This window comes from Streptomyces sp. NBC_00377, from assembly GCF_036075115.1.
GTDB lineage: Bacteria > Actinomycetota > Actinomycetes > Streptomycetales > Streptomycetaceae > Streptomyces.
On the sequence record NZ_CP107958.1, the window covers coordinates 3,034,818 to 3,052,045 of the forward strand.

General features: G+C 70.9%; 14 protein-coding genes. 7 read left to right on the forward strand and 7 right to left on the reverse strand.

What is annotated here, in order from left to right; all coding sequences use genetic code 11:
• Nucleotides 1–6 precede the first annotated feature (6 nt).
• From OHS71_RS13545 to OHS71_RS13565, 5 genes are all read right to left on the reverse strand, one after another.
• On the reverse strand, nt 7–1,410 hold the full coding sequence (locus OHS71_RS13545) for a cytochrome (RefSeq protein WP_328479635.1): 1,404 nt from the start codon (nt 1,408–1,410) through the stop codon (nt 7–9).
• Nucleotides 1,411–1,514: 104 nt separating this feature from the next.
• Entirely contained in the window at nt 1,515–3,791 is a 2,277-nt protein-coding gene (locus tag OHS71_RS13550) for a HelD family protein (protein ID WP_328479636.1), read from the reverse strand.
• A 128-nt stretch (nt 3,792–3,919) separates the two neighbouring features.
• A complete protein-coding gene (locus OHS71_RS13555) occupies nt 3,920–4,267 on the reverse strand; it encodes a thioredoxin family protein (RefSeq protein ID WP_328479637.1) in 348 nt (115 codons plus the stop codon).
• Nucleotides 4,264–4,692, reverse strand: coding sequence for a MerR family transcriptional regulator (locus tag OHS71_RS13560; RefSeq protein ID WP_020131119.1), 429 nt, complete (start codon nt 4,690–4,692; stop codon nt 4,264–4,266). Before OHS71_RS13560 ends, OHS71_RS13555 begins: the two co-directional genes overlap by 4 nt.
• A 29-nt stretch (nt 4,693–4,721) precedes the next feature.
• Nucleotides 4,722–5,165, reverse strand: coding sequence for an Lrp/AsnC family transcriptional regulator (locus OHS71_RS13565; RefSeq protein ID WP_328479638.1), 444 nt, complete (start codon nt 5,163–5,165; stop codon nt 4,722–4,724).
• A 105-nt stretch (nt 5,166–5,270) separates the two neighbouring features.
• Between OHS71_RS13565 and OHS71_RS13570 the strand changes: the two genes are divergently transcribed.
• A complete protein-coding gene (locus tag OHS71_RS13570; RefSeq protein WP_328479639.1) occupies nt 5,271–6,203 on the forward strand; it encodes an NAD-dependent epimerase/dehydratase family protein in 933 nt (310 codons plus the stop codon).
• A gap of 115 nt (nt 6,204–6,318) precedes the next feature.
• Here OHS71_RS13570 and OHS71_RS13575 read toward each other — a convergent pair whose 3' ends face one another.
• Nucleotides 6,319–7,743 carry a cation:dicarboxylate symporter family transporter gene (locus OHS71_RS13575; protein WP_328484499.1) on the reverse strand — a complete coding sequence of 475 codons (1,425 nt, stop codon included), beginning with the start codon at nt 7,741–7,743 and terminating at the stop codon, nt 6,319–6,321.
• Nucleotides 7,744–7,865: 122 nt separating this feature from the next.
• Here OHS71_RS13575 and OHS71_RS13580 point away from each other — a divergent pair, with 122 nt between their 5' ends.
• The 3 genes from OHS71_RS13580 to OHS71_RS13590 all read left to right on the forward strand — a co-directional run bounded on the left by OHS71_RS13580 (nt 7,866) and on the right by OHS71_RS13590 (nt 11,090).
• Entirely contained in the window at nt 7,866–9,602 is a 1,737-nt protein-coding gene (locus OHS71_RS13580) for a sensor histidine kinase (protein ID WP_328479640.1), read from the forward strand.
• Nucleotides 9,599–10,294, forward strand: a complete 696-nt coding sequence (locus OHS71_RS13585; protein WP_328479641.1) for a response regulator — start codon at nt 9,599–9,601, stop codon at nt 10,292–10,294. The genes OHS71_RS13580 and OHS71_RS13585 overlap by 4 nt, the downstream gene beginning before the upstream one ends.
• 82 nt (nt 10,295–10,376) lie before the next feature.
• Nucleotides 10,377–11,090: an XRE family transcriptional regulator gene (locus OHS71_RS13590; protein WP_443046934.1), complete on the forward strand. Its 714-nt coding sequence runs from the start codon at nt 10,377–10,379 to the stop codon at nt 11,088–11,090.
• 65 nt (nt 11,091–11,155) lie between these two features.
• Here OHS71_RS13590 and OHS71_RS13595 read toward each other — a convergent pair whose 3' ends face one another.
• On the reverse strand, nt 11,156–12,181 hold the full coding sequence (locus OHS71_RS13595) for an ATP-dependent 6-phosphofructokinase (protein WP_328479642.1): 1,026 nt from the start codon (nt 12,179–12,181) through the stop codon (nt 11,156–11,158).
• A 175-nt stretch (nt 12,182–12,356) separates the two neighbouring features.
• Here OHS71_RS13595 and pta point away from each other — a divergent pair, with 175 nt between their 5' ends.
• From pta to pyk, 3 genes are all read left to right on the forward strand, one after another.
• Nucleotides 12,357–14,447: a phosphate acetyltransferase gene (gene pta, locus OHS71_RS13600; protein WP_328479643.1), complete on the forward strand. Its 2,091-nt coding sequence runs from the start codon at nt 12,357–12,359 to the stop codon at nt 14,445–14,447.
• Complete coding sequence (locus tag OHS71_RS13605; RefSeq protein ID WP_328479644.1) at nt 14,444–15,649, forward strand: acetate kinase; 1,206 nt, start codon at nt 14,444–14,446, stop codon at nt 15,647–15,649. Before pta ends, OHS71_RS13605 begins: the two co-directional genes overlap by 4 nt.
• A 118-nt stretch (nt 15,650–15,767) precedes the next feature.
• Nucleotides 15,768–17,198 carry a pyruvate kinase gene (pyk, locus tag OHS71_RS13610; protein WP_328479645.1) on the forward strand — a complete coding sequence of 477 codons (1,431 nt, stop codon included), beginning with the start codon at nt 15,768–15,770 and terminating at the stop codon, nt 17,196–17,198.
• Nucleotides 17,199–17,228 lie beyond the last annotated feature (30 nt).

Sequence of the window (17,228 nt, forward strand, 5' to 3'; positions counted from 1 at the left end):
CGTGTCTCAGATGTTCCGCTTCGCGCCGGACATCAGCCGCCGCAGCGCCGCCAGCAGCCCCCTCGTCTGCCCCTCACCGGGGCGGGCGAAGGGGGTGCGGGAGAGCTCGGCCGGACGGAGCACGGGTGCGTCGTCGGCCAGTTCGTAGTTCACCGGCAGCAGCCGCAGCCCCCGTACCACCGGCCCCGAGCGCCAGGGCAGCTGGTCGGCGGGGAGGGTCAGTTCGGCCTGGGCGAAGTGGTCGAAGACGCGCCCGACAGCCGTCGTCACGATCAACTGGCCCAGCTCACGCGCGGCGCTGGGGCACTGGTGGGGGCCCGCGCCCCAGCCCAGATGGGCGCGGGTGGAGACGGTGGAGCCGACCAGGTGGGAGGCGCCGATCGCCAGCAGGTCCTGGTGGGCGGCGGCCGATGAGGGGCAGACGACGTCCCCTGCGCGGATCCAGAACCCGCCCAGCCGCACGTCCCGGGCGGCGAACCGGAAACACATGTTGGCGATGGGCGGATTGGCGAGGGCGGCCCGGTTGACCGTCTCACCGAGCTGTCCCGCCGACAGGCTGCGTCGCACCGTCGCGTTGCCGCGCAACACCTCCAGCAGGGTGTTGAGGACCATGTTGCCGGTGATGTCGTTGAGGTAGACGGCGTTCATGAACAGCTCCCGGCCGAGCTGTTCGTCGCTGAGGTTTGGGTCGGCGAGCATCAGGTACGAGGTGAGGTCGTCGCCGGGCCTGGCCCTGCGGTGGGCGGCGAGCCGGGTGAAGGCGGCCAGCGCCCGGCCGGTGGCGGGACCGGAGTCGGGGCCGCCGTCCAGCATCCGCCACAGGTCCATGACCAGTTCGTCGCCCAGGTCGACGGGACAGCCGAACAGCTTGGTGGTGACCATCAGCAGCAGCGGGCGCGTGTACTGGGCGCCCAGGTCCGCGAAGCCGGAACGGCCCGAGTCGGCGGCCAGCATCGCGATGAGCTCGTCGGCGTAGCGGGCGACGGCCGCCCGCAGTTCCCATCCCTCGGGGCTCCTGGCGTCCTGGAAGGGGCGCAGACAGGCGTGGTGGGTGCGGCGGGCGGCCCGGTGCTCCTCGTCGTCCATGAACATCGTCTGGCGTACCTCGTAGCCCGCCAGCAAAGGCCAGTCGGGCGGCAGTTCACCCTGGGCCCGGCCCCGCCAGTGCCGTACGTCGCGCCGCCACCGGCTCTCGTTGCGCAGGACCTCCAGGACCTCCCGGTAGTCCAGTACGAGCCACACCGGCACGCCGAGGAGACCGACCGGCGCCACGGGCCCGTAGCTGCTGCGCAGCCGCCGGTACACCGAGCCGGGGTCGGCGTCGAACTCCGCCGTGAGCAGCGGCTGGACGGGCAGCGAACCGAGTGTGGGGCTGCCGGCCGGTGCGAGGGCGTGCGGGTGGGCTTCCATACCGCACACGCTTACCGCACCGGCCGCACACCCGCAGTGATCACGGCACGAACTGTTACGTCTCGGTGATCCAGCGTTACGTCCGGGGTTGTCCCGGGGCTCCCTCAGCCGTCTGCCAGGGCCGCGGCCAGCGCCTTCGGCAGCGGCCTGCTGTGCAGCACCGCCAGCCGCTGGGTCGCCCGGGTCAGCGCCACGTACAGGTCGCTCGTGCCGTACCGGGCCGGTTCCACCACCAGCACGGAGTCGAACTCCAGGCCCTTGGACTGGCGCGGGTCGAGCAGCACCACGCTCCGGGTCAGGTCCGGCTCGGCGCCGGCCGTCACCCCGTCCAGCCGGGCGGCCAGCTTGCGGTGCAGGTCACGGGGGGCGATGACGGCGAGCCGGCCCTCGGCGGGGGTGAGTTCGCCGACGGCCTCGGCGACCGCGCGCGGGAGGTCGTCGGTGGCACGCGCCCAGGGACGTACTCCGGTCGACCGCACGGAGCTCGGCGGTTCGAAGCCGGGGTGCTCAGCGCGGACCACCGCCGCGGCCACGTCCATGATCTCGGCCGGGGTGCGGTAGTTGACGCCCAGCCGCGTGTGCTCCCAGCGGTCCTGGACGTACGGCCGCAGGATCTCGGCCCAGGAGCCGACACCCGCGGCCTCGGCGGTCTGCGCCGGGTCGCCGACCAGGGTCATCGAGCGGGTCGGACTGCGCCGCATCAGCAGCCGCCACGCCATCGGCGACAGCTCCTGCGCCTCGTCGACGATGATGTGCCCGAACGCCCAGGTCCGGTCGGCGGCAGCGCGTTCGGCGGCGCTGCGGTGGTCGTCCTCCTCGTGGCGTTCGGCGAAGCGTTCGGCGTCGATGATGTCGTGCGCGGACAGGACCTCGGAGTCCTCCTCGTGCTTGTCGTCGAACTCGTAGGTGCGCGAGGCGTACGAGACGTCCAGGACGCCCTGTGCGTAGGCGACCTGTGTCTCCCGTTCGCGCTCCGCGCGGGCCCGTGCCACCCGGTCGTCCTCGCCGAGCAGCTCGGCCGCCTCGTCGAGGAGGGGCACGTCCGCCACGGTCCACGTCCGGGTCGTCGGGCGGCGGATGGCGGCCGCGTCGTCGTCGGAGACGTACCCGCCGGGGTCGGCGAGGAAGTCGGCGACCAGGCGCTGCGGGGTCAGCCGCGGCCACAGCTGGTCGACGGCGGCCCAGACCTCGGGGTTCTCGGCGAGTTCGTCGCGGATCTGGGTGATGTCGCTCGGGTCGAGGAGGTTCGAACCGTCGTAGGGGTCCGTGCCGATGCGTTCGGCGACCATCTCCGTGAGCGTGTTGAGGATGTGGCCCTCGAAGAGCTCGCGGGCCGCGTTGTGCGGGAGCTTCGCGGCGCGGGTGCGCTCGCGGGCCATGTTCACCAGGCCGTCGTCCAGCATCAGGATCTCGCGGTCGTGCGCGATGGCGATCACCGGATCGGGCAGCGCCTGCGAGTCGCGTACGACCTCGGCGAGGACGTCCGCCATGTCGGCGCGGCCCTTCACCGCCGCCGCCTCGCGGGTGTCGGCCGCCGTCGCCTTCACACCGGGGAAGAGTTCGCCGACCGTCGCCAGCAGCACGCCCGTCTCGCCCAGCGCGGGCAGCACCTCGCCGATATAGCCGAGGAAGGCGGGGTTGGGACCGACGATGAGCACAGCCCGTTTGGCGAGCAGCTCCCGGTGTTCGTAGAGGAGGTAGGCGGCGCGGTGCAGGGCGACGGCCGTCTTGCCGGTGCCGGGGCCGCCCTCGACCACGAGCACTCCCCGGTGCGGCGCCCGGATGATCTCGTCCTGCTCGGCCTGGATGGTCTGCACGATGTCGTTCATGCGGCCGCTGCGCGCCGAGTTGAGCGCGGCGAGCAGCACGGCGTCGCCGGTCGGGTCCTCGTGGCCGGTGCGGGTGGTGTCGCCGATGTCGAGGATCTCGTCGTGCAGGGCGGTCACCCGGCGGCCCTCGGTGGTGAGGTGCCGGCGCCTGCGCAGCCCCATCGGGGTGTGGCCGGTGGCCAGGTAGAAGGGGCGTGCGACGTCGGCGCGCCAGTCGATGAGGACCGGGGTGCGCTCGGCGTCGTCGGCGCGCAGCCCGATGCGGCCGATGTGGTGGTCGGTGCCGGAGGTGAGGTCGATGCGTCCGAAACAGAGGGAGCCGTCCACCGCGTTCAGCGCGGCCAGCAGCCCTGAGCGTTCGGCGACGAGGATGTCCCGTTCGAGCCGGGCCTGCATGGGTGTGTTGCCCTGGGCGAGCGCGTCCGTCACGGAGCCCTCGGTGTCACCGCGCAACGCGTCCACGCGCGCGTACAGGCCGTCGATGAATTCCTGCTCGCAGCGCAATTCATCATCCGGAAAGTCGGCGTTTGACAATTCCACTCCCGCCCGCATATACTGTGGTCACTGAACTTCTTTGCGACTGTATTCATGGGAAGTCGCGAACCAGCAAATATACGCAGAGAAATCCCCCGGGCGCAATTGCCCGGGGGATTTCTTCGTATGACGTCAGCTCCGTACGCTCACCGCGCCTCACCCGGCAGGACCTCGTCGAGCTCCGCCAGGAGGCGGCGCTTGGGCCGCGCGCCCACCATCGACTTCACGGGCTCACCGGCCCGGAACACCATGAACGTCGGCATCGACAGCACCTGGTACCGGTTGGTGGTCTCCGGGTTGGTGTCCACGTCCAGCTGCACCACCTTCAGCCGTTCCCCCTCCTCCGCGGCGAGCGCGGTGAGCACGGGCCCCATCTGCCGGCACGGCGGACACCAGTCCGCGGTGAACTCCACCAGCACCGGCAGGTCCGCCCCGAGCACCTCCGCCCCGAAGTCCGCGTCCGTCACCTCGGTCACCCCGTCCGCCTTGATCACCGTTCCTGCCCTCCCAGCTCGCACTCGGGCTCCGGACCACCCGGAACCCGCGCCTCGGCGGCCAGCTCGTCCCGCGCCAGCTCGGCCCGCACGAGCTGCCCTGCGACCGTCTCGCGGACCGCCCGCAGCTCCCCGATCAGCGCGTCCAGCTCATCCAGCTTGCGCCGGTAGACCGCGAGCGACGCCGGGCACGAGTCGCCCTCCGGGTGCCCGGCCCGCAGACACTCCACGAAGGGCCGCGTCTCCTCCAGGTCGAACCCGAAGTCCTGGAGGGTCCTGATCTGCCGCAGCAGCCGCAGATCACCCTCGTCGTACGTCCGGTACCCGTTGTCCCCGCGCCGCGCGGGCAGCAGCCCGCGCGACTCGTAGTACCGCAGCGTCCTGGTGGTGGTCCCGGCCCGTGCGGCCAGCTCGCCGATGCGCATGTCCACGAACGTAAGGCTTGACGCCCACGTCAAGGCAAGAGCGGTTTTCGCTCGACCGGTGAGGTGAGCACGATCGAGGTCGTCGTGCGGCCCAGGGCGGAGACCGCCTCGAGGACGTCCTCCAGGTGGACGGTGTCCCGGACGGCGACCTTGAGGATCCAGCAGTCCTCGCCCACCACGTGGTGCACCTCGGTGATCTCGGGGCGCCCGATCAGCTCCAGGGTCCTCGGGTGCTTGAGGTGGTAGCCGCCGTGCGGGTCGACCCGGATGAACGCCTGAATGCCGTAGCCGAGCCGGGCCGGGCTGACGTGCGCGCCGTAGCCGCTGATGACGCCCGCGGCCTCCAGTCGCCGTATCCGCTCCGTCACCGCCGCCGGGCTCAGCCGCACCCTGCGGCCCAGCTCGCTGAGCTTGATCCGGCCGTCGGTCTGGAGCAGTTCCAGGATCTGCCGGTCCAGCGCGTCGAAGGCCACCGGCGTTTTGTCGGCCGAAGCCCGCGGATGCCGAGTTTCTTTCGGTCCGACGGCCCGAACTCCCATGGTCACCCCTTCAGTGCACGCGTCTGCGCCGGGAGAATCATGGTCATGGAAATGACGCAGGAGGGAAAGGCCCGCGAGGTATTGGTGATCGGCGGGAACCGCTATTTCGGCAAGCGGCTGATCGCGCGGCTGCTGGCCGCCGGGGACCGGGTGACGGTACTGAACCGCGGTTCGTCGGCGCCGCCCCCGGGTGCGGTCCACCTGACCGCCGACCGCGACGACGAGAACGCGCTGGACTCGGCGCTCGGCGCCCGCACCTTCGACGTCGTCGTCGACCAGGTCTGCTACACCCCGCGCCAGGCGGCGGTCGCCCGCCGGGTGTTCGCCGGCCGCACCCGGCGCTATGTGCTGACCTCCACGGTCGAGGTGTACGCGTACGAGGACTCCCTCGCCCGGGTGCGGGAGGAGGCCGTCGATCCGCTGGGCGTGGAGGTGGATCTCGCACTCCCCTGGGACGACGCGGAGTTTCTCGCGTCCCACTACGGCGAGGGCAAGCGGCAGGCGGAGGCGGTGTTCGCGGCGGAGCCGGCCTTCCCGTACGTGGCCGTCCGCGTCGCCCATGTGCTGGGCGGGGCCGACGACTTCACCGGCCGGCTGGAGCACTACGCCTCGCGCATCCGCGCGGGCGAGCCGATCACCGTGCCGGCGGTGAACCACCCGGCGACGTACATCCACGTCGAGGAGATCGCCGACTTCCTGTTCTGGACGGTCGGCCAGGACTTCACCGGCCCGGTCAACGCGGCCTCGCACTCCACGCTGACCACGCACGAACTGTGCGAGGCGGTGGCGGCGCACGTCCCCGGCGGCCGGACGGTGTTCCGCGAGACCGAGGCCGGCGCGGTCTCCCCGCTCTCCTTCCGCCGCTTCTACGGCATGGACAACACCCGCGCCACCCGGCTCGGCTTCGCCTTCGGCGACGCGCGAGAGTGGCTGGGCCGCGCGGCCGGGGAGACCCTGCGCGAGGCGGCATGAGAAAAGACCGGGCGGCCGAGCCACGGGGGAGTGCTCGGCCGCCCGGAGACGGTGGGGCTGGGCCCGGGTGTCCGGCCCCGGTTCAGGCGGGGCCGGACACCCGGAGTCGGGAGGATCAGGCCTTGGCGAGTTCCTTCTCGCCGCCCTCGCGCTGCTCGGGCACATCCACCGGCGCGGCGGCGTCGTCCTCGTCGAGCAGGGTCTTCTCGTCGAAGGGCAGTCCGCCGCCCAGCACCAGGTGGACCCGCTCCTTGTCGATCTCCTTGGTCCAGGTGCCGACCAGAACGGTGGCGACGGCGTTGCCCGCGAAGTTGGTGAGGGCGCGGGCCTCGCTCATGAAGCGGTCGATGCCGACGATGAGGCCGATGCCGTCCACCAGGGCGGGCTTGTGCGACTGGAGACCGCCGGCCAGGGTCGCCATACCGGCGCCGGTGACACCGGCCGCGCCCTTGGAGGCGACGAACAGGAAGAGCAGCAGCGGGATCTGCTCGCCGAGGGACATCGGCGTGCCCATGGCGTCGGCGATGAACAGGGACGCCATGGTCATGTAGATCATGGTGCCGTCGAGGTTGAAGGAGTAGCCGGTCGGGACGGTGATGCCGACGACGGGCTTGCTGACGCCCAGGTGCTCCATCTTCGCGATGAGCCGCGGCAGGGCGGACTCGGACGAGGAGGTGGACAGGATCAGCAGGAACTCACGGGCCAGGTACTTGAACAGGGAGAGGATGTTCAGACCCGAGACGACCTTCAGCAGAGCGCCGAGGACGATGAAGACGAAGAGGAAACAGGTGGCGTAGAAGCCGAGCATCAGCACGGCGAGGCTCTTGAGCGCGTCCACGCCGGAGGAGCCGACGACCGCGGCCATGGCGCCGAAGGCACCGATCGGGGCGGCCCACATCACCATCGCGAGGACGCGGAAGACGAGGCGCTGGATGTGCTCGACACCGCGCAGGATCGGCTGGCCGGCCGAACCCATGGCCTGGAGGGCGAAGCCGCAGAGCAGGGCGATGAGCAGGGTCTGGAGGACCTCGCCCTCGGTGAAGGCGGAGACGATCGTGGTGGGGATGATGCCGAGCAGGAACTCGGTGGTGTCCTTGGCCTCCGGCGAGACCTGCGCCTGCCCGGTCTCCTTCACGGCGTCCGTGATGGCGAGGCCCGTGCCCGGCTCCAGGATGTTGCCGACGACGAGGCCGATGCCGAGCGCGACCAGCGACATGACCATGAAGTAGCCGAGGGCGATGCCGCCGACGGCGCCGACCTTGGCGGCCTTGCGTACCGACCCGATGCCCAGGACGATCGTGCAGAAGATGATCGGCGAGATCATCATCTTGATCAGGTTGACGAAGCCGGTTCCGATGGGCTTCAGCTCGACGGCGAAGTCGGGGGCGGCGAGACCCACGGCGATGCCGATGGCGACCGCGACGATCACAGCGATGTACAGGTAGTGGGTGCGGTCCCGCTTGACTGCGGGTGCGGCAGGTGCCGTATCGGGGGTGCTGCTGGCGGCCACGGCTGCCCTCCTTGACGTCTTCGTCGGCATCACCGGCGTGCGGCTCACGTCCGGGGAGTTGTGGGGGATGCCGTGACTATCTCCCGCCCTGTGAGGGCGGTCACCCTTCCGTTCATTTAGTTCACACTTAACCTCGGGGGCACACTGACGACATGCGCATCCCCGCCCTGCCCAGACCCCGCAGCCTGGCCGGCCAGCTGTTCGCCATGCAGGCCGTGCTGATAGCGGTCGTCGTCGCGGGATACGCGCTGTTCACGTACGTCAGCGACCGCAACCAGGCGGAGGAGGCCGCGGGCCGCCAGGCCACGGCCGTGGCCCGCTCGGTCGCCGACTCCCCCTCCGTGCGGGCGGCGGTCCACACCACGAACCCCACCGCCACGCTCCAGCCGTACGCCCTGCGGGTCATGAAGGACACGGAGGTCGACTTCGTGACGATCATGAACCCGGCGGGCATCCGCTGGACCCACCCGGACGAGACCCAGATCGGCCAGCGCTTCCGCGGCAACACGGCGAGGGCCTTGAAGGGCGAGTCCTTCACCGAGACCTACACCGGCACGCTCGGCGCGTCGGTCCGCGCGGTCACCCCGATAGAGGACGGCGACCGGATCATCGGCCTGGTCAGCGCGGGCATCAAGGTCGAGTCGATCAGCAAGCGGGTGCAGGACCAGGTGACGGCCCTGTTCGCGGTGGCCGTCGGCGCGCTCGCCCTCGGCGCGATCGGCACGTACGTCATCAACGCGTCGCTGCGCCGGCACACCCACGGCATGAACGCGGCCGAGCTCAGCCGGATGCACGACTACCACCAGGCCGCGCTGCACGCGGTGCGGGAGGGGTTGCTGATGCTCGACGGGCAGTACAAGGTGGCGCTGATCAACGACGGAGGCCGGGAGCTGCTGGGCGTCTCGGGAAAGGTGGTGGGCATGTCGGTGGCGGACCTCGGACTGCCTGCCCCCCTGACGGGCGCGCTGCTCTCCTCGGAGCCCCGGGTGGACGAGGTGCATCTGACGGCGGACCGGGTGCTCGTGGTGAACACGTCGCCGGTGTCGGGCGGCGAGCGCAGGGGCGCTGTGGTCACCCTACGCGATGTGACCGAACTCCAGTCCTTGATGGGCGAGTTGGACAGCGAGCGCGGGTTCACGCAGGCGCTGCGCTCACAGGCCCATGAGGCGGCGAACCGCCTGCACACGGTGGTGTCGCTGATCGAGCTGGGCCGGGCCGAGGAGGCGGTCGACTTCGCGACGGCGGAGCTGGAGCTGGCCCAGGCACTGACGGACCAGGTGGTCGCGGCGGTCAGCGAACCGGTCCTGGCGGCCCTGCTGCTGGGCAAGACCGCCCAGGCGAACGAGCGGGGCGTGGAACTGGTCGTGTCGCAGGAGAGCACCCTCGACGACGGTCTGCTGCCGGAGTCGCTGCCCGCCCGGGATCTGGTGACGATCCTCGGCAACCTGATCGACAACGCGGTGGACGCGGCCCAGGGGAGCACCCGGGCGCGGGTGACGGTGACCGCCGCCACGCAGGGCGCCGAGCTGATGCTGCGGGTGGCGGACACGGGGGCGGGAGTGGACCCCGCCCATGCCTCCCTCGTCTTCGAGCGCGGCTACTCGACGAAGCCGGCGGGGCCCGGCGGACGGGGCCTCGGCCTCGCGCTGGCCCGGCAGGCGGTACAGCGGCACGAGGGGACGCTTTCGGTGGCGGAGGCCGCGGGCGGCGGGGCGGAGTTCCTGGTACGCCTGCCGTTGCCGACGACGGCCGCGTCCGCCACGGGCGGTTCCGGCACGGGCGGTTCCGGTACGGGCGGTTCCGGTACGGGCGGTTCCGGTACGGGCGGTTCCGGTACGGGCGGTTCCGGTACGGGTGCGTCGGCGTCGGGGTCTGGAGGCAGGGGATGACGAGCGACGAGCCGATCAGAGTGCTGGTGGTCGAGGACGATCCGGTCGCCGCGGACGCCCATGTGATGTACGTGGGACGGGTGCCCGGGTTCGTCGCGGTGGGCAAGGCGCACACCGGCGCGGAGGCCCGGCGCCTGCTGGACCGTACGCCGGTGGATCTGCTGCTCCTGGACCTGCACCTGCCCGACGCGCACGGGCTCCAGCTGGCCCGCTCGCTGCGTGCGGCCGGATATCACGCGGACGTGATCGCGGTGACGTCGGCGCGCGATCTGACGGTGGTGCGCGAGGGCGTCTCGCTCGGGGTCGTGCAGTACGTACTGAAGCCCTTCACGTTCGCCACGCTCCGTGACCGGCTGGTGCGGTACGCCGAGTTCCGGGGGGCCGCGGGCGAGGCGAGCGGCCAGGACGAGGTGGACCGCGCGCTGGCGGCACTGCGCGCGCCCGGGCCCGCCGCACTGCCCAAGGGGCTGAGCGCCCCGACGCTGGAGCGGGTGACGGAGGTCGTCCGGGAGGGGCCGGAGGGCCTGACCGCGGCAGGGGTCGCCGAGGCGGTGGGCATCTCCCGCATCACGGCCAGGCGGTATCTGGAGCATCTGGTGGAGGCGGGCAGAGCCGAGCGGAAGCCGTTGTACGGACAGGTGGGGAGACCGGAACTGGTGTACCGGTGGATACGGACGGCCCGGGGGAAGTGACGGCCGCGCAGGTTCCGACAAGCGGTGACCATGTCCGAACACCCCGTAGTCACCGCGCTCCCGGACCCCTACCTTGTCCTGCGTGCCCAGACCTCCGAGCCACACCCGTCAGCCCGGTCCCCCCTTCGACGCTCCCGCCTCCCGCAGGCTCCGCACGGCCCTCGGCATGACCCCGGACCACGTCGCCCACGGGCTGCGCGCCTCCTACGCCCTCCCCCACGCCACCTCCGACCTCGTCCTCGCCTGGGAGCGCGGGGCGCTCACCCCGACACACTCCGAACTCACCGCGCTGGCGGGCGTGTTGTGGTGTTCGCCGGGTGAGCTGATCGGCAGGCCGCGCACCCTGCGCGAACACCGCGTCGCCCGGGGCTTCGCCCCTCAGGACGTCGCCCGGGCCGTGGGGCACGAGTTCCCGGCGTACGCGCGGATGGAGGAGAGCGGGCAGTGGCGCGGCACCGACCGGCAGTCCGCCGCCCTCGCCGAACTCCTCGGCCTCTCGCCGCCGGACCTGGTCACCGTCACCGGCCAGGAGGGCAGGCTGGCCGATCTGCTGCGCACCGCCGCACGGACCCGCTGGCAGGCCTACGTCGGGCCGGTGAGCAGGATCGTGCCCCTGGACCGGCGCCTGCTGGAGGAGACCCTCCAGGAGCTGCACCAGGACTACCAGGGGCAGATGGCCGCCACACTGAGCTGGAGCGGTGGCAGCGCGGCCGACGACGCGAGCGACGCGGGCCGCGACTTCCTCGACGGGATCGTCGACACCTTCTGGACGAGCCTCGGGAACCGGACCGGGTAGGAGCGGTCCGGGACGGCGAATCCCGGAACGCGCCTGGAGACCGAGCTCTCCGGCAGGCGAACGTGCTAGAAGACCGACTCCGCTTCCTCGATCCGGTCCGCCGGGACGGTCTTCAGCTCGGTCACCGCCTCCGCCAGCGGCACCATCAGCACGTCCGTCCCGCGCAGCGCCGTCATCCGCCCGAACTGGCCGCGGTGCGCCGCCTCCACCGCGTGCCAGCCGAAGCGGGTCGCGAGGACACGGTCGTACGCCGTCGGGACACCGCCGCGCTGGACGTGGCCGAGAATCACCGGTCGGGCCTCCTTGCCGAGCCGCTTCTCCAGCTCGTAGGCCAGCGCCGTACCGATGCCCTGGAACCGCTCGTGACCGAACTGGTCGATCGCGCCCTTGCTGTAGTCCATGGTGCCGTCGGCCGGGTGCGCGCCCTCCGCGACGCAGATCACCGCGAACTTCTTGCCGCGCGAGAACCGCTCCTCGACCATCTTCACCAGGTCGGCGGGGTCGAAGGGCCGCTCCGGCAGACAGATGCCGTGCGCGCCCGCCGCCATTCCGGACTCCAGCGCGATCCAGCCCGCGTGGCGGCCCATGACCTCGACCACCATCACCCGCTGGTGGGACTCCGCGGTCGTCTTCAGACGGTCCATCGCCTCCGTCGCGACGCCGACGGCGGTGTCGAAGCCGAAGGTGCGGTCCGTCGACGAGATGTCGTTGTCGATGGTCTTCGGGACGCCCACCACGGGCAGCCCGGCGTCCGACAGCATCCGCGCCGCCGTCAGTGTGCCCTCGCCGCCGATCGGGATGAGCGCGTCGATCCCGAAGTCGTGGATCATGTCGGAGGCGCTCTCGCACGCCTCGCGCAGCCGGTCGCGCTCGAGGCGGGACGAGCCGAGGATGGTGCCGCCACGGGCCAGGATGCCGCTCACCGCGTTGAGGTCGAGCCCTCGGTAACGGCCGTCCAGCAGTCCGGCATAGCCGTCCTCGAAACCGATGACCTCGTCGCCGTAGTTGTCGACGGCGCGGTGCACGACCGACCGGATGACCGCGTTCAGGCCGGGGCAGTCTCCACCTGCGGTGAGAACTCCGATACGCATCGTGCTGTGTCTCCTGCTCGCTGTTGGTGCCGGTGAGCCGGATCCGATTGTTTCACGCCGTCGAACGGGCTGTCTCTTGACGGGCGCCTTAACCACGGCCGGAGGTATTGTCAAGAGGGATCTGCTCACCTAGGTGGGCGATTTTTGTGCCCTCGTGAGGAAACGGAGAGCTCGCGTGACCCGCAGCGTGTACGTGACCGGAATCGACCGCGGCGACGGCCGTCAGGTCGTCGAGCTGGGAGTCATGGAGCTCCTGACCCGGCAGGTCGACCGGGTGGGCGTCTTCCGCCCCCTCGTCCACGACGGGCCGGACCGGCTCTTCGAGCTGCTGCGTGCGCGCTACCGGCTGGCGCAGGATCCGGCCACGGTCTACGGCATGGACTACCACGAGGCGTCCGCCCTCCAGGCGGAGCAGGGCACGGACGAACTCGTCTCGACCCTCGTCGAGCGCTTCCACGGCGTCGCCCGCGACTACGACGTCGTCCTGGTGCTGGGGACGGACTACGCCGACACCCAGTTCCCGGACGAACTCGCCCTCAACGCGCGCCTCGCCAACGAGTTCGGTGCGTCCGTGATCCCGGTGGTGGGCGGCCGCGGGCAGACGGTCGAATCCGTGCTCTCCGAAACCCGCAACGCCTACCGGGCGTACGAGGCCCACGGCTGTGACGTCCTCGCCATGGTGACGAACCGGGTGGACCGGGAGGACCGGGAGGAGATGGCCGCCGGGCTGGCGACCCGGCTGCCCGTGCCCTGTTACGTCCTGCCCGACGAGCCGGCCCTCTCCGCGCCGACCGTCGCGCAGATCAGCCACGCGCTCGGCGCGAAGGTGCTCCTGGGCGACGACTCCGGGCTGGCCCGCGACGCGCTCGACTTCGTCTTCGGCGGGGCGATGCTGCCGAACTTCCTCAACGCCCTGACCCCGGGCTGTCTGGTCGTGACCCCGGGTGACCGGGCCGACCTGGTCATCGGCTCGCTCGCCGCGCACAACGCGGGCACCCCGCCGATCGCGGGCCTGCTGCTCACCCTCGACGAGGTGCCGAGCGACGCGATCCTCACGCTCGCCGCGCGCCTCGCGCCGGGCACGCCCGTCGTCTCGGTGCCCGGCAAGAGCTTCCTCACCGCCGAGCAGCTGTTCTCCCTCGAGGGCAAGCTGAACGCGGCCACGCCGCGCAAGGCCGAGACCGCCCTGGGCCTGTTCGAGCGGCACGTGGACACCAGCGAGCTGCTCGGGCGCGTCTCCGCGCCGAGCACCGACCGTCTCACTCCGATGATGTTCGAGCACAAGCTCCTGGAGCGGGCCCGCGCCGACAAGCGCCGGGTCGTCCTTCCGGAGGGGACCGAGGAGCGCGTGCTGCACGCGGCCGAGGTGCTGCTGCGCCGGGGGGTCTGCGACCTGACCCTCCTCGGCCCCGTCGAACAGATCCGCAAGAAGGCGGCCGACCTGGGCATGGACCTCGGTGACGCCCAGCTGATCGACCCGGCCACCTCCGAGCTGCGTGACTCCTTCGCCGAGAAGTACGCCGGGTTCCGCGCCCACAAGGGCGTCACGGTGGAGCTGGCGTACGACGTCGTCTCGGACGTCAACTACTTCGGGACGCTCATGGTGCAGGAGGGGCTCGCCGACGGCATGGTCTCCGGGTCGGTGCACTCCACGGCCGCCACCATCCGGCCCGCCTTCGAGATCATCAAGACGAGGCCGGACGCCGACATCGTCTCGTCGGTGTTCTTCATGTGCCTCGCCGACAAGGTCCTCGTCTACGGCGACTGCGCGGTGAACCCCGACCCGGACGCCGAGCAGCTCGCCGACATCGCCGTCCAGTCGGCTGCCACCGCCGCCCAGTTCGGGGTGGAGCCGCGGATCGCGATGCTGTCGTACTCCACGGGTACGTCCGGCTCGGGCGCCGACGTCGACAAGGTGCGGGAGGCGACGAAACTCGTCCGCGAGCGGCGCCCCGACCTGAAGATCGAGGGTCCGATCCAGTACGACGCCGCCGTGGAGCCGACCGTCGCCGCGACCAAGCTGCCGGGCTCCGAAGTGGCGGGCCAGGCCAGCGTGTTGGTCTTCCCCGACCTCAACACCGGCAACAACACCTACAAGGCCGTGCAGCGTTCGGCCCGGGCGATCGCCGTCGGTCCGGTGCTCCAGGGCCTGCGCAAGCCCGTCAACGACCTGTCCCGGGGCGCCCTGGTCCAGGACATCGTCAACACCGTCGCCATCACGGCGATCCAGGCCCAGACCCCGAGCGAGAAGGCTTCCCGGCAGTGACTGCGACCCGTGTCCTCGTCCTCAACTCCGGCTCCTCGTCGGTGAAGTATCAGCTGCTCGACATGCGGGACAGCAGCCGGCTGGCGAACGGCCTCGTCGAGCGCATCGGTGAGCAGTCCTCCCGGCTCAGGCACACACCCCTCGCGACCGGTGGGGAGAGCCGTGAGTGGACCGGGCCGATCGCCGACCACGACGCCGCGCTGAAGGCCGTGGCGGAGGAGCTGGCGAAGGACGGCCTCGGCCTCGACTCCCCCGAACTCGCCGCCGTCGGGCACCGGGTGGTGCACGGGGGCAAGTACTTCACCGAGCCGACCGTGATCGACGGCGCCGTGCTCGCGGAGATCGAACGGCTGATCCCCGTCGCCCCGCTGCACAACCCCGCCAACCTCACCGGCATCCGCACCGCGACGGCCCTGCGCCCGGACCTGCCCCAGGTCGCCGTCTTCGACACCGCGTTCCACACGACGATGCCGGAGGCGGCGGCCCGCTACGCGATCGACGTCGGGACCGCCGACGCGCACCGCGTGCGGCGCTACGGCTTCCACGGGACCTCGCACGCGTACGTCTCCCGGGCGACGGCGGAGCTGCTGGGCAGGAGCCCCGAGGACGTGAACGTCATCGTGCTGCACCTCGGCAACGGGGCGTCCGCCTCGGCCGTCGAGAAGGGCCGGTGCGTGGACACCTCGATGGGGCTGACTCCCCTGGAGGGGCTGGTGATGGGCACGCGCTCCGGGGACATCGATCCGGCCGTCATCTTCCATTTGGCGCGAGTTGGTGAAATGTCCATCGACGAAATCGACACTCTTCTCAACAAGAAGAGCGGGCTCGTCGGGCTGTGCGGCGACAACGACATGCGGGAGATCCGGCGCCGGGTCGACGAGGGCGACGAGCGGGCGAAGCTGGCCTTCGACATCTACATTCACCGGCTGAAGAAGTACATCGGCGCCTATTACGCGGTACTCGGGCACGTGGACGCGGTGGCGTTCACCGCCGGGGTCGGGGAGAACGCGGCGCCGGTGCGGGAGGCGGCCGTCGCGGGCCTGGGCCCCCTGGGCCTGGCGGTGGACGACGAGCTGAACGCGGTACGCGGTGACGCGCCGCGGCTGATCTCGCCCGCCGGCGCGCGGGTGGCGGTGGCCGTGGTGCCGACGGACGAGGAACTGGAGATCGCGACACAGACCTACGCACTGGTGAGGCGGTAATGATATGCGGCTCCACCGCGGACAACTGAGCAGGAAAGCAACTGAGCACACTCCCGCCCATTTGTATCTTCCGCCAGACGGAATATTCCGTAGCGAAACAAACCGATAGGATCGCCCCATGCGCCGTTCGAAAATCGTCTGTACTCTCGGCCCCGCGGTCGACTCCCATGAAATGCTCGTGTCGCTGATCGAGGCCGGCATGAACGTGGCCCGCTTCAACTTCAGCCACGGCACGCACGCCGAGCACCAGGGCCGTTACGACCGGGTCCGGGCCGCCGCCAAGGAGACCGGCCGGGCCATCGGTGTCCTCGCCGACCTCCAGGGCCCGAAGATCCGCCTCGAGACCTTCGCCGAGGGTCCCGTCGAGCTGGTGCGCGGTGACGAGTTCACCATCACCACCGAGGACGTCCCCGGCGACAAGACGATCTGCGGCACGACGTACAAGGGCCTGCCGGCCGACGTCTCGCGCGGCGACCAGATCCTCATCAACGACGGCAACGTCGAGCTGAAGGTCCTGGACGTCGAGGGCCCGCGGGTGAGGACGATCGTCATCGAGGGCGGTGTCATCTCCGACCACAAGGGCATCAACCTGCCCGGCGCGGCCGTCAACGTGCCCGCGCTGAGCGAGAAGGACGTCGAGGACCTGCGGTTCGCGCTGCGGATGGGCGCCGACCTGGTCGCGCTGTCCTTCGTCCGCGACGCCAAGGACGTCAACGACGTCCACAAGGTCATGGACGAGGAGGGCCGCCGGGTCCCCGTCATCGCCAAGGTGGAGAAGCCGCAGGCGGTGGAGAACATGGAGGACGTCGTGGCGGCGTTCGACGCCGTCATGGTGGCCCGTGGCGACCTGGCCGTCGAGTACCCGCTCGAGAAGGTCCCCATGGTGCAGAAGCGCCTCATCGAGCTGTGCCGGCGCAACGCCAAGCCGGTGATCGTGGCGACCCAGATGATGGAGTCGATGATCACCAACTCCCGTCCGACGCGCGCCGAGGCCTCCGACGTGGCCAACGCGATCCTGGACGGCGCGGACGCGGTCATGCTGTCCGCCGAGTCGAGCGTGGGCGCGTACCCGATCGAGACCGTGAAGACGATGTCGAAGATCGTCACCGCGGCCGAGCAGGAGCTGCTCAGCAAGGGCCTCCAGCCGCTCGTGCCGGGCAAGAAGCCGCGCACGCAGGGCGGTTCGATCGCGCGCGCCGCGTGCGAGATCTCCGACTTCCTCGGCGGCCGGGGCCTGGTGGCCTTCACCCAGTCCGGCGACACCGCCCGCCGCCTGTCGCGCTACCGCGCGGCCCAGCCGATCATCGCCTTCACCACCGACGAGGGCACCCGCAACCAGCTGACGCTCAGCTGGGGCGTCGAGTCGCACATCGTGCCGTTCGTGAACAGCACCGACGAGATGGTCGACATGGTCGACCAGGAGATCGCCAAGATCAACCGCTTCAGCCCCGGCGAGATCGTCATCATCACCGCCGGCTCGCCCCCCGGCGTGCCCGGCACCACCAACATGCTCCGCGTCCACCACCTCGGCGGCGGCGCACGCGACTGACCCGTCCGGCCCCGTGAAGGGGCCCGTACG